The organism is Sinorhizobium kostiense, assembly GCF_017874595.1.
GTDB classification, from domain to species: Bacteria; Pseudomonadota; Alphaproteobacteria; order Rhizobiales; family Rhizobiaceae; genus Sinorhizobium; species Sinorhizobium kostiense.
Genome location: NZ_JAGILA010000008.1, coordinates 38356 through 52276 on the forward strand (window position 1 = coordinate 38356; position 13921 = coordinate 52276).

The window sequence follows — 13921 nt, forward strand, 5'->3', positions numbered from 1 at the left end:
TCGACGGGAGGGCCGCAGCGGGGGGCCACAGGATCCGTCAATCCTATTCAAAGGGCCGCCTTCACCTTCGCGGCGACGTCCGGCCGCACCCATTTTCCCCAGATGTCCGGAAAATTCTGCAGGAAATGACGGGCGGCGTCCATGTTCGTGGCGCGGTTCTGATCCATCCAGGCGAGAATCTTGTTGACCGTCGCATTGTCCCATTCGCGCGTCATGACGTAATCCATGGCATCGCCTGACTTCTCGGAAAAGGACTTCGTCACCACGGTGAACACATCGGAGACCGGGTAGGAATTGACCTTGGGGTTAGGGCAGGCGGGAACGGAAGTGCAATTGTCCCACTCGGCCCTGTCATGGTCGACGCCGAAGGAAAGGCGGATCATCTCGTATTTGCCGAGGATGGCGGTGGGCGCCCAATAATAGCCGAGCCAGCCGGTTTTCTTGTCGAAGGCCTCGGCGATGGAACGGTCGAGTTTGACGGCCGAGTCGGAACCGATCAGCTTGAAACCGGCATTCTCCGCTTCGAGCGCCTTGAAGAGATTTGCCGTCGAGACCTGGCAGTTCCAGGCGGGGGGGCAATTGTGGACCGCGCCCTTCGAGGGATCGTCCGGGGCCGGGAAGAGTTCGGGCTGCTTCAAGGCGTCCTGGACGGTCTTGATCTCCGGATGCTCGTCGGCGATGAATTTCGGGATCCACCAACCTTCGACGCCGCCTTCGCTCAAGATCCTCGCAGCCTGGATGAGGCGACCTTCATCGACCGCCTTATCGAGCGGCGTGCGGATCGAGCCGATCCAGAGCTCCGGCGCCATGTCGGGCTCGCCCTTCTCGTTCATCGAGGCGAAGGTCGGTATCGTGTCGCCTCCAACAACGGTCACGCTGCAGCCGTAGCCGTTCTCCAGGATGAACTTGTCCACCTGGGCGGCGATGCCGGCGGAGGCCCAGTTCATTTCGGCAATGCTGACATTGCCGCATTCTGCAGCCCCGGCCGAGCCCGCCAGCGCGTAGAAGCCTCCGGCAAAAAGCGCTGAGGCGATGAGGCTTCTCATCTCGTCACGATCCTTCGAAATTCTTCCAGCCACGGTCAGGCACCCTAGGTTCAAGACCCTAGGACGAGAAATCAAGTTCTTCAACAAATTAGCATCGAACGGCATCGATGGGCAGAGGCCGCCAGGTCTTGGAAAACTCCGAAATTCACCTTTGCTTAAGCTATCAATAACGATCCGGTAAGGTTGTGGAGATAATTGTTTGCCTGCGGCGGACGACTGCCGCAGGTCCGGATCAGGTGTTGCGTTCCGGACCTGACTTTCCGTCAGTCTTCAGTGACCAATCGGTTGCCATCGGATTGTCGCCGGCAATCGCGAAAAAGCCGCTCCCGTTTCTTTGCGCCTGAAGCGTTGGATGATACGGGAAGGCATGACACGCAAGATCATGCTGCAAGGCACCGGCTCGGATGTCGGCAAATCGGTACTGGTGGCGGGGCTCTGCCGGCTCGCCTCCAATCGCGGCCTCAAGGTCAGGCCGTTCAAGCCACAGAACATGTCGAACAATGCCGCCGTCTCCGATGATGGCGGGGAGATCGGGCGGGCGCAATGGCTGCAGTCGCTCGCAGCACGCGTGCCCTCCTCGGTGCATATGAATCCGGTGCTCCTGAAACCGCAATCGGATGTCGGCAGCCAAATCATCCTGCAGGGCAAGGTCGCGGGAAAGGCGAGGGGGAAGGAATACCAGGCGCTGAAGCCGAAACTTCTCGGCGCGGTGATGGAGAGCTTCGAATTCATTTCGTCCGATGCCGATCTCGTCGTCGTCGAGGGTGCGGGCTCGCCGGCCGAAATCAACCTGCGTGCCGGCGATATAGCCAATATGGGCTTTGCCACACGCGCCGGCGTGCCGGTCGTGCTCGTCGGCGACATCGATCGCGGCGGCGTCATCGCCTCGCTCGTCGGCACGCATGCGATCCTGCCGGAGGAAGACCGACTCATGGTCACCGGCTACCTCATCAACAAGTTTCGCGGCGATGTTTCGCTCTTCGACGATGGCGTATCGGCGATCCATCGGTTCACCGGCTGGCCCTGCTTCGGCATCGTCCCGTGGCTGAAAAGCGCCGGGCGCTTGCCGGCGGAGGACTCCGTCGTTCTGGAGAAGCTTGCCCGTGGCGGCGGCAAGGCACTGAAGATCGCGGTCCCCGTCCTTTCGCGCATCGCCAATTTCGACGACCTCGATCCGCTCGCGGCGGAGCCCGAAGTCGATCTCGTCTTCGTGCGACCGGGCACGCCGTTGCCCGATGATGCCGGCCTCGTCATTATTCCGGGCTCGAAGTCGACCATCGCCGATCTTGAGGACTTCCGCGCCCAGGGCTGGGACCGCGACCTTGAGCGGCATGTCAGGCGCGGGGGCCGGGTGGTCGGCATCTGCGGCGGCTACCAGATGCTGGGCAGCCGCGTCACCGATCCGCTTGGCATCGAGGGCAGCGAGCGCGAGATCACCGGCCTGGGGCTGCTTGCGGTCGAAACCGAAATGGCGCCGGAAAAGACCGTGCGCAACAGCCGCGCCTGGTCGCTGCAATATGATGTTGCGCTTGAAGGCTATGAAATCCATCTCGGCAGGACGGCGGGTCCGGATTGCGCGCGTGCGACGGTCTCGATCGACGGCCGGTCGGACGGGGCGATGTCGCCGGACGGCAAGGTGATGGGAACCTATCTCCACGGCCTCTTCGGCAGCGATGGCTACCGTGCGGCGCTTCTGAAAAGCTTCGGCATCGAGGGCGGAGGGATCAACTATCGCCAGTCGGTCGACGCCGCGCTCGACGATATTGCCGCCGAACTCGAGGCGGTGCTGGATCGGGCCTGGCTCGATCGGCTGCTGGGGTAGGCACCCCTGGCTTGCAGTCCGATCGGGGAAGGTTTCCATGCGCACTACACCGATTGTTCATGATTGCGCAGGCGCCGCGATAGATGCAGCATAGCGCAGGTGGCGGAGATCCCGGAGCGCACTGACTGCGGCACGGGAGTAAGCTCGGACCGCAGTTCATGACCCGCGCGCAACTTCTTGGCGTCCTTACGGGCCTCGCGCTTGTCGCGGCGCTGACGTCGCTGCGCGCAAGCGATCCGCCATTGCTGAAATCTGCACGCGAAGCCACGTTCGACGAATACCAGAGCATCGCGCCCCGTGCCTTCGAGGATCTGCCCGTTCGTGTCGTCGACATTGACGAGGAATCGCTCAAGACATTCGGCCAATGGCCCTGGCCAAGGGACCGGATGGCGCTGTTGGTGGCGCGGCTTTCCGAAATGGGCGCGGCCGTGATCGCCTTCGATGTTCTTTTCTCAGAGCCCGACCGCCTGTCGCCGCGTTCGGTGCTCCGGGATGTCAAGGGCATCGATCCGGCCCTCGTCCGCCGTTTGCCGGACAATGACGAGATCCTTGCCCAGACGATCGCCGGAAAACCGGTGGTCCTCGGCTTCGCCCTTTCCAATGACGGAAGCTATCGACCGCCCGTCAAGGCCGGCTTTGCCTTCACCGGCGAGAGCCCGTTCGGGGCGCCGCCGCATCTTGCCGCCGCGACGCCGATCAGGCCCGGGCTCGAGGCGAATGCCGCCGGCATCGGCCATATCAGCCTCAATCCGGAAGGTTCATCCGGCATCGTTCGCAGCGTGCCGCTGCTCCTCAGCGATGGCGAGCAGCTCTATCCCAATCTTGCGCTCGAAGCGCTGCGCGTCGCACAAGGCGCCTCGACCTATCTCTTGGCGGGCGCGACGGATGTGGCGGATACCATTACGGAGATCAGGGTCGGCGACTTCGTCATTCCGGTCACGGCTGCAGGAGAGCTATGGCTCTATGTCAGCCCGGACCGGCCGGAGAGATATGTCTCGGCGGGTCGCATCCTTGCGCAGGATGGCATCGCTCAGGATGTGAAGGCCGCCATCGACGGCAGCATTGTCTTCGTCGGCACCTCGGCCGCAGGGCTGCTGGACATCCGAGCAACCGCTCTCGGGCACAATGTACCCGGCGTATCGCTGCACGCGCAGACGGTCGAGCAGATCATTTCGGGGCGTTTTCTTGCCCGCCCGGACTGGGCCGACGGGCTCGAAATCCTCTCCATCGCCGTCGCAGGCAGCCTGCTTGTGTTGCTGACGACCTTCGTCAGCCCGGCCGTGGCGTTGGCGTGTGGCCTGCTGATCACCGCCCTTGCGCTCGTCGCCTCATGGCTCGCCTTCCGTTATGGCGGGCTTCTGTTCGATCCCCTGGCGCCGATCTTTTTCGGGTCCGTCACGCATTTCGCAGCGACGGCCTACCGCTTCCTGGTGACCGACAGGGAGCGGCGCGTCGTTCGGCGTGCGTTCGGTCAATATCTCTCGCCGTCATTGCTCCACCGGATCGAGCATACCCGGAACGCCTTGCGCCTCGGTGGCGACGACCGCGAGCTGACGATCATGTTCGTCGACGTGCGCAATTTCACCGAGATCAGCGAGCGCCTGTCGCCGACCGAGGTGGTTCGCTTCCTCAACACGCTGCTCGACGCGCTGAGCCGCCACGTCGTCGACAATGAGGGCACGCTCGACAAGTTCATCGGCGATTCGATCATGGCCTTCTGGAACGCCCCGGTCGATGTCGCAGACCACCCCAAGAAGGCCGTCCGTGCCGCCCTGGCGATGCGCGAGGCGCTAGTCCACCTGAACGAGCGCGATGCGTTTGGCTTCGGCGCCAAACGAAAGGTCGCGATCGGGATCGGCATCCACTCGGGGGTTGCCTGCGTCGGCAATATGGGCGCTGAAACGCATTTCAACTATTCGGCCGTCGGCGATGCGGTGAATGTGGCCGCGCGGATCGAAGCGGCCTGCAAGGATGTCGGTTTCGATATCCTCGTCTCCGAGACGACGGCGCAGGCGCTTGGCCGTTTCGCGCTGCTCGATGCGGGCGCGCTGGCGCTGAAAGGCAAGAGCACGCGAAGCCGGGTCTTTGCCGTGCTCGGTGACGAGAAACTTGCCGCCTCCGCGGCATTCACGGAACTTCAGCCTATTCACGGGCAGCTTGTCGAGGCTCTTCGCCTGCGTTCGCCAGATGCGCGCCGGGTTCTGAGCACGGCCAAGCTGCAGGCGGCGGCCCTTGCCCCCGGTCTTGGGGAGTTCTATCGCCGGATTTCACGTCGTGCCGAGCATTTTGCCGATGCGCCGGCAGCAAGGGGGCGAGCCGGGGAGTGATGCTGCGTCGCAAGGGGGCAGACGACGCTTACTTCCATTTGCCGGGCCTGTCGGGCCGGTCCGGCCTGTCGGGTCGGTCCGGCCTGTCGGGTCGGTCGAAACCGTGCGGATGCTCGGGCCGGTCGGGGCGATCAGGCCGATCGGGTCGATCCGGCCTGTCCGGTTTGTCCGGTTTGTGCGGTTTGTCCGGCTTATGCGGCTTATGGGGCTTATGCGGCTTGTCGGGGGGATCGGGCTTATGAGGCCTGGGCTTGGGCGGCTTTTGAGGCGGTTCGGGTTCCGTCGCCACGGGCGGAGGGTTGGGTACCTTGTCGGGCCGAATTTCGAGGGCAGCGGCAAGTCCGCAACCGCTCCCGCTCCAACCCGGCGAAAGCCGTTGGGTACCCGATAGGAACGGCAATGCCTGCCGGTTGCCGAGCATTCTGAGCGTGCCGCGATTGACCGGGCTGGCGTCCGTCATCGCACCGTTCGGCTTTGCGACCACGCAGTCGCAACGCCGCGTCAGTTGTCGGCAGCCGCCGCGGCCGCAAAAATCCGCCGCGCCCGACAGCAGCACCACGGCCGTCGTGCCGTCTCCGCCGACGTAAAAGTCGAATACGGTGCCTCGAACACCAATGGTTCCGGCCGGGGTGCGAATTTGATAGGCGGAATGTTTCGAATTGCCGCTGATCCAGCGAAACGTTCCCTTGGCCGCCGCGACGGTCAGCTTCTGCACGGATTTCGAATCATCGAACACGAAACGGTCGATGACGACGGAGGAGCCGGCGCCGACCGCGAGCTTGCTGCCGTCCCGGAATACGAATTGACCGAGGCCGGACCTGGACGTGGAAATCCGCTCGTCGCGGTGAACCGGAGCCTTCACCACCAGCGGTCCGCTTGCACCCCTGACCTCGGTCTTGATGCGGATCGCCTCACCGACCGCCTCGGCGGCGCTGGCCGGTTGTGAGCCTGAGAGCGCAAGGCTTAATGCGACGATTACGGCACGACGCAGATACGACATCGCACCCTCCAACCCCCAAACCCCGCGGCCGTGGACATCATGAAGGCGGCCGGCGTCCGTTCCCGGCAGACCATGCAGGCCGCTGACGAACTTCGCTTTTTACCATGTGGCGGGGAACGAAGTCTGCTCACCCATTCTGAGTAGGCGGCCGCGACTGCCTGCTGCCGCAAATCGCCGGTTCCGCGTCGCAGGGCTCGATTGACTTTGGACTCAACGCTTCATAATTAACGTGGAATGGATGGTTCCCTCGCGCCGAGCCGGGGCGGGGGAGTAAATGGGAATGCGACGGGGCGGACCCACACCGGGCGCCCTTATCGCAGCCGACCCCGCGACTGTAGAACGGTAAGGGGCCGCCATCGGCGTGCCGATGCTCTTTCGATGGACTGCATGGGGCAGTTTCACCGGAGAGCGGTGGCGCGTCGGAAAAGCCACTGGTGTGGCATCGTGATCAGCCGGGCAGGACGCCTCTTCTTCTACGAATCGTCCGCCTTTCACGAAGCCGCAAGCACTGGGAAGGTGAGGCGGCCCCGTTCGGGTCTAAGCATCGTCGTGTTTGGTGCGCGATGCTTGGCTCGTGACGCCGTGAGCCAGGAGACCTGCCATCCGTCAGGGCATCCCGCCCGAGGGGAGAGTTGTCCCCGATGCCAGCACGGAGGTTGTCGTGGCTTTCAGATTTTTCCGTCCCGCGACCCGCGGGCGCCTCAGCATTCATTTCTGCCTTGGTCATTCGGTGAACTGAGGCTTCCCCATGACCGGCTCCAACATCGGCTCGACACTCGTGCTCGGCGGCGCCCGCTCAGGCAAGTCCGGCTTTGCCGAAAGACTTGCCGAAGGCAGCTTGCTGTCGATGCATTATGTTGCGACCGGTCGCGCATTCGACGAGGAGATGCGCGACAGAATCGCCCATCACCAGGCGGCGCGGCAGGGCAAAGGCTGGACGACCCATGAGGAACCGCTCGACCTCGTCGGCCTGCTTGAGCGGATCGACGCCGAAGAGCGCGTGATCCTCGTCGATTGCCTGACGCTGTGGGTCACGAACCTGATGATGGAAGGGCTCGACATGGCAGCGGAGTTTGCGGCTCTTGCCGCCTTCCTGCCGGCTGCCCGGGCCCGACTCGTCTTCGTTTCGAATGAGGTCGGCCTCGGCATTGTCCCGGAAAACCGCATGGCGCGCGAATTTCGCGACCATGCCGGCCGGCTCCACCAGATCGTCGCGGAGAAATCCGCCGAAGTGTATTTCGTCGCGGCGGGATTGCCGCTGAAAATGAAGGGTTGATCCATGACACTCGCGAAGGCCCAACAGGGCAAGATCCCGGCCACCGTCATCACCGGCTTTCTCGGCGCCGGCAAGACGACAATGATCCGCAACCTCCTGCAAAACGCCGACGGCAAGCGCATCGCGCTGATCATCAACGAGTTCGGCGACCTCGGCGTCGATGGTGACGTCTTGAAGGGCTGCGGCGCGGAGGCCTGTTCCGAGGAGGACATCATCGAGCTTACCAATGGCTGCATCTGCTGCACCGTCGCCGACGACTTCATCCCGACCATGACGAGGCTGCTCGAGCGCGAGAACCGCCCGGACCATATCGTCATCGAAACTTCGGGTCTCGCGCTGCCGCAGCCGCTCGTCGCCGCCTTCAACTGGCCGGATATCCGCAGCGAGGTGACTGTCGACGGGGTCGTCACCGTCGTCGACAGTGCCGCGGTCGCCGCCGGCCGCTTCGCAGACGATCACGACAAGGTCGATGCACTGCGCGTCAACGACGAAAACCTCGACCATGAAAGCCCGCTCGAGGAGCTTTTCGAGGACCAGCTGACCGCCGCCGATCTCATCGTGCTCAACAAGACCGACCTCATCGATGTCGAGGGGCTGAAGGCGGTGCGCGAGGAGGTGGCCTCCCGTATCAGCCGCAAGCCGACGATGATCGAAGCGAGGAACGGCGAGGTCGCCGCCGCCATCCTGCTCGGCCTCGGCATCGGCACGGAGGACGAAATCGCCAATCGCAAGTCGCATCACGAGATGGAGCACGAGGCGGGTGAAGAGCACGATCACGACGAATTCGACAGCTTCGTCGTCGAGCTCGGCGCGATCGCCGATCCGGCCGGGTTCATCGAGCGGCTGAAGGGCGTCATCGCCGAGCACGACGTGTTGCGCCTCAAGGGCTTTGCCGATGTGCCGGGTAAGCCGATGCGCCTCCTGATCCAGGCCGTCGGCAGCCGCATCGATCAATATTACGACCGCGCCTGGGCGCCAGGGGAAACCCGCGGCACGCGCCTCGTCGTCATCGGTCTGCACGACATGGACGAAGCGGCGGTGCGCGCGGCGATTGCCGCGCTCGTGTGAGGCGATTTTGGTTTTCGGCGCGCAATACCCCTCCGAGGAGGTTCCATGCACCTCCTCCTAGCCCAGAAAGGCACGATCGCCGACGGTAATGAGGCGATCGATCTCGGCCAGAGCCCGGCCGATATTCTGTTCCTCTCGGCCGCCGACACGGAAATTGCCTCGATTGCCGCCGCCCATCGCGGGCGATCGGGCGCAAAGAGCCTGCGCATCGCCAGCTTGATGAACCTGATGCATCCGATGTCGGTCGACACCTATGTGGAGCGGACGGCAAGGCATGCCAAGCTGATCGTCGTCCGTCCGCTCGGCGGCGCCAGCTATTTTCGCTATGTGCTCGAGGCGTTGCATGCCGCTGCGATTGCGAACAAGTTCCAGATCGCCGTGGTGCCAGGCGACGACAAGCCCGATCTGGGCCTCGAGCCGTTCTCGACCGTTTCGGCGGAGGATCGGGATCGCCTCTGGGCCTATTTCACCGAGGGCGGTGCCGACAATGCCCGTCTCTTCCTGGACCATGCCGAGGCACTGATCGACTGCGGCGAGAAGCCGGAACCCGCGCGGCCCTTGCTCAAGTCCGGCATCTGGTGGCCGGGGGCAGGGGTGGTCGGAGTTGGGGAATGGATGCGGCTTGTGGGAGATGGCGCCACCATCCCGCAGGTGGAAAGCCCGCCCCCCACCATCGCAATCTGCTTCTACCGCGCGCTCGTGCAGAGCGGTGAAACCAAGCCTGTCGAAGCGTTGATCGAAGCACTTGCCGCCGAAGGCATGCGGCCTTTGCCGGTCTTCGTCTCCAGCCTCAAGGACCCGGTCTCGATCGGCACGCTCGAGGCGATCTTTGCGGAGGCCGCCCCTGATGTCGTCATGAACGCCACCGGCTTCGCCGTCTCGGCGCCCGGTGCCGATCGCCAGCCGACGGCGCTCGAATCGACCGGGGCACCGGTCTTGCAGGTGATCTTTTCCGGCTCGTCGCGCGAGGCCTGGGAAGCCTCGCCGCAGGGGCTGATGGCGCGAGACCTCGGCATGAATGTCGCGCTGCCCGAGGTCGATGGCCGCATCCTTTCCCGCGCCGTCTCCTTCAAGGCGGCATCGGTTTACGACCCGCTGGTCGAAGCCAATATCGTCGGCCATGAGCCGCTTGCCGATCGCGTCCGCTTCGCCGCCCGGCTCGCCGCCAACTGGGCGAAACTGCGTCGTGCGCAGCCTGAGGCGCGCCGGATCGCGATCGTCATGGCGAATTACCCGAACCGCGACGGCCGTCTCGGCAACGGCGTCGGCCTCGACACGCCGGCCGGCACCCTCGAGGTGCTGAAGGCGATGGCGGCGGAAGGCTATCCGGTCGGCGAACTGCCCGAAGACGGCGACGCGCTGATGCGCTTGCTGATGGCCGGGCCGACCAATGCGGCGAGCCGCGATCGGGAAATCCGCGAAACCATTTCCTTGCGTCGGTACAAGGATTTCTTCGCGTCTCTTCCGAAAAAGATTCAAGAGGAAGTGGCGGGGCGCTGGGGCGCACCCGAGGCCGATCCCTTCTTCCTCGATGGCGTCTTTGCGCTTCCGCTCGCCCGTTTCGGCGAGGTCCTCGTCGGCATCCAGCCGGCACGCGGCTACAATATCGATCCGAAGGAGACCTATCACGCGCCGGACCTCGTGCCGCCGCACGGCTATATCGCCTTCTATGCCCATCTGCGCCAGAGCTTCGGTGCCGACGCGATCGTCCACATGGGCAAGCACGGCAATCTCGAATGGCTGCCGGGCAAGGCGCTGGCGCTATCGGAGGCCTGCTATCCCGAGGCGATCTTCGGCCCGATGCCGCATCTCTATCCGTTCATCGTCAACGATCCGGGCGAGGGCACGCAGGCCAAGCGCCGCACGAGCGCCGTCATCATCGACCACCTGACGCCGCCATTGACGCGGGCGGAATCCTACGGGCCGCTCAAGGATCTGGAGGCGCTGGTCGACGAGCATTACGAGGCCGCCGGCGGTGATCCGCGCCGCCTGCGCCTGCTCAGCCGCCAGATCCTCGACCTCGTGCGGGACATCGGCCTCGATCATGACGTGGGCATCGGCAGGGGGGACAGCGACGAAAAGGCGCTTGAGAAGCTCGACGCCTATCTCTGCGATTTGAAAGAGATGCAGATCCGTGACGGGCTGCACATATTCGGCCTGGCGCCCGAGGGGCGGTTGCTGACCGATCTCACCGTGGCGCTGGCGCGCGTGCCGCGCGGCCTGGGCGAGGGCGGGGACCAGAGCCTGCAGCGGGCGATTGCGGTGGATTTGGGGTTGGGCGTTGGCGGGCCAGAGGGGGGTAAACTCCCAGCCCAACAACCCTTCGACCCCCTCGACTGCACGCTCTCCGCCCCCTGGACCGGCCCGCAGCCCGACCTTCTCGCCAGTCTCTCGGACGCCCTCTGGCGCACGGCCGGCGACACGGTGGAGCGCATCGAGTTGCTTGCGACGAAACTCGTCTCCGGCGAAATCGGCTGCCCGGACCACTGGACCAACACGCGCGCCGTGCTTGACGAGATCGACACCCGCCTCAAACCCTCGATCGAAGGCTCGGGCGCAGCCGAGATCAAGGGCCTGCTCACCGGCCTCGACGGGCGCTTCGTTCCGCCCGGTCCCTCCGGCGCGCCCACGCGCGGGCGTCCCGACGTGCTGCCGACGGGCCGTAACTTCTATTCGGTCGACAGCCGCGCCGTGCCGACGCCTGCGGCCTATGAGCTCGGCAAGAAATCCGCCGAACTGCTCATCCGCCGTTATCTGCAGGACCACGGCGAATGGCCGACCTCCTTTGGACTCACCGCCTGGGGCACCTCCAACATGCGCACCGGCGGCGACGACATCGCCCAGGCGCTCGCGCTGATCGGTGCCAAGCCGCTCTGGGACATGGCCTCGCGTCGCGTGACCGGCTACGAGATCGTGCCGCTTGCCGTGCTCGGCCGCCCGCGCGTCGACGTCACCTTGCGCATTTCCGGCTTCTTTCGCGACGCTTTCCCGGAACAGATCGCGCTCTTCGACAAGGCCATTCGCGCGATCGGCGCGCTGGACGAAGACGATGCCGACAACATGATCGCGGCGCGCATGCGCGCGGAAGCCCGGCGGCTGCACGAGAATGGCGTCGAGCCGAAGGAGGCGGCGCGGCGCGCATCCTACCGCGTCTTCGGTGCCAAACCGGGCGCCTATGGCGCAGGCCTGCAGGCACTGATCGATGAGAAGGGCTGGGAAAGGCGCGACGATCTCGCCGAGGCCTATCTGACCTGGGGCGGCTACGCCTATGGAGCCGGAGAGGACGGCAGGGCCGAGCGGGGCCTATTCGAGGAGCGCCTGCGCTCGATCGAGGCGGTCGTGCAGAACCAGGACAATCGCGAGCACGACCTGCTCGACAGCGACGATTATTACCAGTTCGAAGGCGGCATGAGCGCCGCCGCCGAGCATTTGAGCGGAACGCGTCCGGCGATCTATCACAACGACCATTCGCGACCGGAAAAGCCGGTGATCCGCTCGCTGGAAGAGGAGATCGGCCGCGTGGTGCGCGCCCGCGTCGTCAACCCGAAATGGATCGACGGCGTGATGCGCCACGGCTACAAGGGTGCCTTCGAGATCGCCGCGACCGTCGACTACATGTTCGCCTTCGCTGCGACCACCGGGGCGGTGCGCGATCATCACTTCGAAGCGGCTTACCGCGCCTATATTGCCGACGAGAAAGTGCTCGAGTTCCTGCGCGAGAAGAACCCGGCCGCTCTTGCCGAAATGTCGGAGCGGCTTCTGGAGGCGATCGATCGCGGTCTTTGGAACCCGCGCTCCAATTCGGCACGATTTGATTTGAGCGGCCTTGCCGCAAACCAAGAGGGAGAGAGATCATGAGCGACGAGACGGCGAACGAGCCGACAGCGGAGAAGGACGAAGCCCGCCACGCCATGAAGATGGCGAAGAAGAAGACGGCGCGGGAAAAGATCATGGCGACGAAGACCGATGAAAAAGGTCTGATCATCGTTCATACCGGCAAGGGCAAGGGCAAGTCGACCGCCGGTTTCGGCATGATCTTCCGCCACATCGCCCATGGCATGCCCTGCGCCGTCGTGCAGTTCATCAAGGGTGCCATGCAGACCGGCGAGCGCGACCTGATCGAGAAGCATTTCGGCGACCTCTGCCAGTTCTACACGCTCGGCGAAGGCTTCACCTGGGAGACGCAGGATCGCGCCCGCGACGTGGCGATGGCAGAGAAGGCCTGGGAGAAGGCCAAGGAACTGATCCGCGACGAGCGCAACTCCATGGTGTTGCTCGACGAGATCAACATCGCGCTGCGCTACGACTACATCGACATCGCCGAAGTCATCCGGTTTCTGAGAGAGGAAAAGCCGCACATGACCCATGTGGTCCTGACCGGCCGCAACGCCAAGGAAGACCTGATCGAGATCGCCGACCTCGCAACGGAAATGGAACTGGTGAAGCATCCCTTCCGTTCGGGGATCAAGGCGCAGAAGGGCGTCGAGTTCTGACCCGCGCCACGGCGTTGCGTCTCGGCGACGCGTTCGTCACACGCCCAGCCAAATCCGCAGCGGATGCGCCGGGTCGGCGAGCAGCCGGATCGCCAGAGCGATCGAGACAATGACCAGCAGCGGCTTGATGATCTTGGCGCCCTTGGCCATCGCATAGCGCGCGCCGAGCTGGGCGCCGAGGAACTGCCCGACGCCCATCATCAGCCCGACCTTCCACAGCACGACGCCGTTCAGCACGAAGACGATGAAGGCGCCGAGATTCGAGCCGAAGTTCAGGAATTTCGTGTGAGCGGTGGCCTTGAGGATGCCGTAGCCCGCGAGCGAGACGAAGCCGAGCATGAAGAAGGAGCCGGTGCCCGGCCCGAAGACGCCGTCATAAAGGCCGATCAGCGGCACGAAAGTGAGGGTGAAGAGGAATGCCGAGATGCGGCGGTGCCTTTCGATGTCGCCGACATTCGGCTTGAGGCCGAAATAGACGGCAATCGCGATCAGGAGGAAGGGCAGAACGCCCTTGAGGGCGTCGGCCGGAACGACCGTCGCGAGAATCGCGCCGAAGATCGAACCCAGCGCCGACATCAGCGCCATCGGCAATTGTTCCTTGAGATCCACGTGCCCGTGGCGCGCATAGGAAAGGCTTGCCGAGCCCGAACCGAACAGCGATTGCAGCTTGTTGGTGCCGAGCGTCTCGAGCGGCGGAATGCCGGCGATCAGCATCGCCGGAATGGTGATCATCCCGCCGCCGCCGGCAATCGAATCGATGAAGCCGGCAATGAAGCCTGCGATGAACAGAAAGACGAGAAGATGGACGGCGAGGTCGGACACGGACGGCTCGAAAAAAGGATTTGCTTCCGACTTGTGTCAGAGACGGCGGTGAAAAGCAAAGCCTTGT

9 protein-coding genes and 1 riboswitch are annotated in these 13921 nt (G+C 64.2%); of the genes, 6 read left to right on the top strand and 3 right to left on the bottom strand.

Features of this window, described 5'->3' with window-relative positions; translation table 11 throughout:
- Positions 1–47 precede the first annotated feature (47 nt).
- Complete coding sequence (locus tag J2Z31_RS23640) at positions 48–1046, bottom strand: glycine betaine ABC transporter substrate-binding protein (RefSeq protein ID WP_209605254.1); 999 nt, start codon at positions 1044–1046, stop codon at positions 48–50.
- Between the two features lie 367 nt (positions 1047–1413).
- Here J2Z31_RS23640 and J2Z31_RS23645 point away from each other — a divergent pair, with 367 nt between their 5' ends.
- Positions 1414–2868 (top strand): cobyric acid synthase, encoded by a 1455-nt coding sequence (locus tag J2Z31_RS23645; RefSeq protein WP_209605255.1) that lies wholly within the window; start codon positions 1414–1416, stop codon positions 2866–2868.
- A 158-nt stretch (positions 2869–3026) separates the two neighbouring features.
- A complete protein-coding gene (locus tag J2Z31_RS23650; RefSeq protein ID WP_209605256.1) occupies positions 3027–5195 on the top strand; it encodes a CHASE2 domain-containing protein in 2169 nt (722 codons plus the stop codon).
- A 28-nt stretch (positions 5196–5223) separates the two neighbouring features.
- Here the strand turns inward: J2Z31_RS23650 and J2Z31_RS23655 are convergent, their stop codons facing one another.
- Positions 5224–6195, bottom strand: coding sequence for a FecR family protein (locus J2Z31_RS23655; protein WP_209605257.1), 972 nt, complete (start codon positions 6193–6195; stop codon positions 5224–5226).
- Positions 6196–6417: 222 nt separating this feature from the next.
- A riboswitch (cobalamin riboswitch) is annotated at positions 6418–6813 on the top strand.
- A 130-nt stretch (positions 6814–6943) separates the two neighbouring features.
- On the opposite strand from J2Z31_RS23655, the gene cobU reads away from it, so the two are divergent.
- From cobU to cobO, 4 genes are read left to right on the top strand one after another with little or no spacing between them, the layout of a single operon-like run.
- Positions 6944–7471 carry a bifunctional adenosylcobinamide kinase/adenosylcobinamide-phosphate guanylyltransferase gene (gene cobU / locus J2Z31_RS23660; protein WP_209605258.1) on the top strand — a complete coding sequence of 176 codons (528 nt, stop codon included), beginning with the start codon at positions 6944–6946 and terminating at the stop codon, positions 7469–7471.
- 3 nt (positions 7472–7474) lie between these two features.
- Complete coding sequence (gene cobW, locus J2Z31_RS23665) at positions 7475–8539, top strand: cobalamin biosynthesis protein CobW (RefSeq protein WP_209605259.1); 1065 nt, start codon at positions 7475–7477, stop codon at positions 8537–8539.
- 45 nt (positions 8540–8584) lie between these two features.
- A complete protein-coding gene (gene cobN / locus J2Z31_RS23670; protein WP_209605261.1) occupies positions 8585–12397 on the top strand; it encodes a cobaltochelatase subunit CobN in 3813 nt (1270 codons plus the stop codon).
- Positions 12394–13032, top strand: coding sequence for a cob(I)yrinic acid a,c-diamide adenosyltransferase (gene cobO / locus J2Z31_RS23675; protein ID WP_209605263.1), 639 nt, complete (start codon positions 12394–12396; stop codon positions 13030–13032). The genes cobN and cobO overlap by 4 nt, the downstream gene beginning before the upstream one ends.
- Before the next feature lie 36 nt (positions 13033–13068).
- Here the strand turns inward: cobO and J2Z31_RS23680 are convergent, their stop codons facing one another.
- On the bottom strand, positions 13069–13854 hold the full coding sequence (locus tag J2Z31_RS23680; protein ID WP_209605265.1) for a TSUP family transporter: 786 nt from the start codon (positions 13852–13854) through the stop codon (positions 13069–13071).
- Positions 13855–13921: the final 67 nt, after the last annotated feature.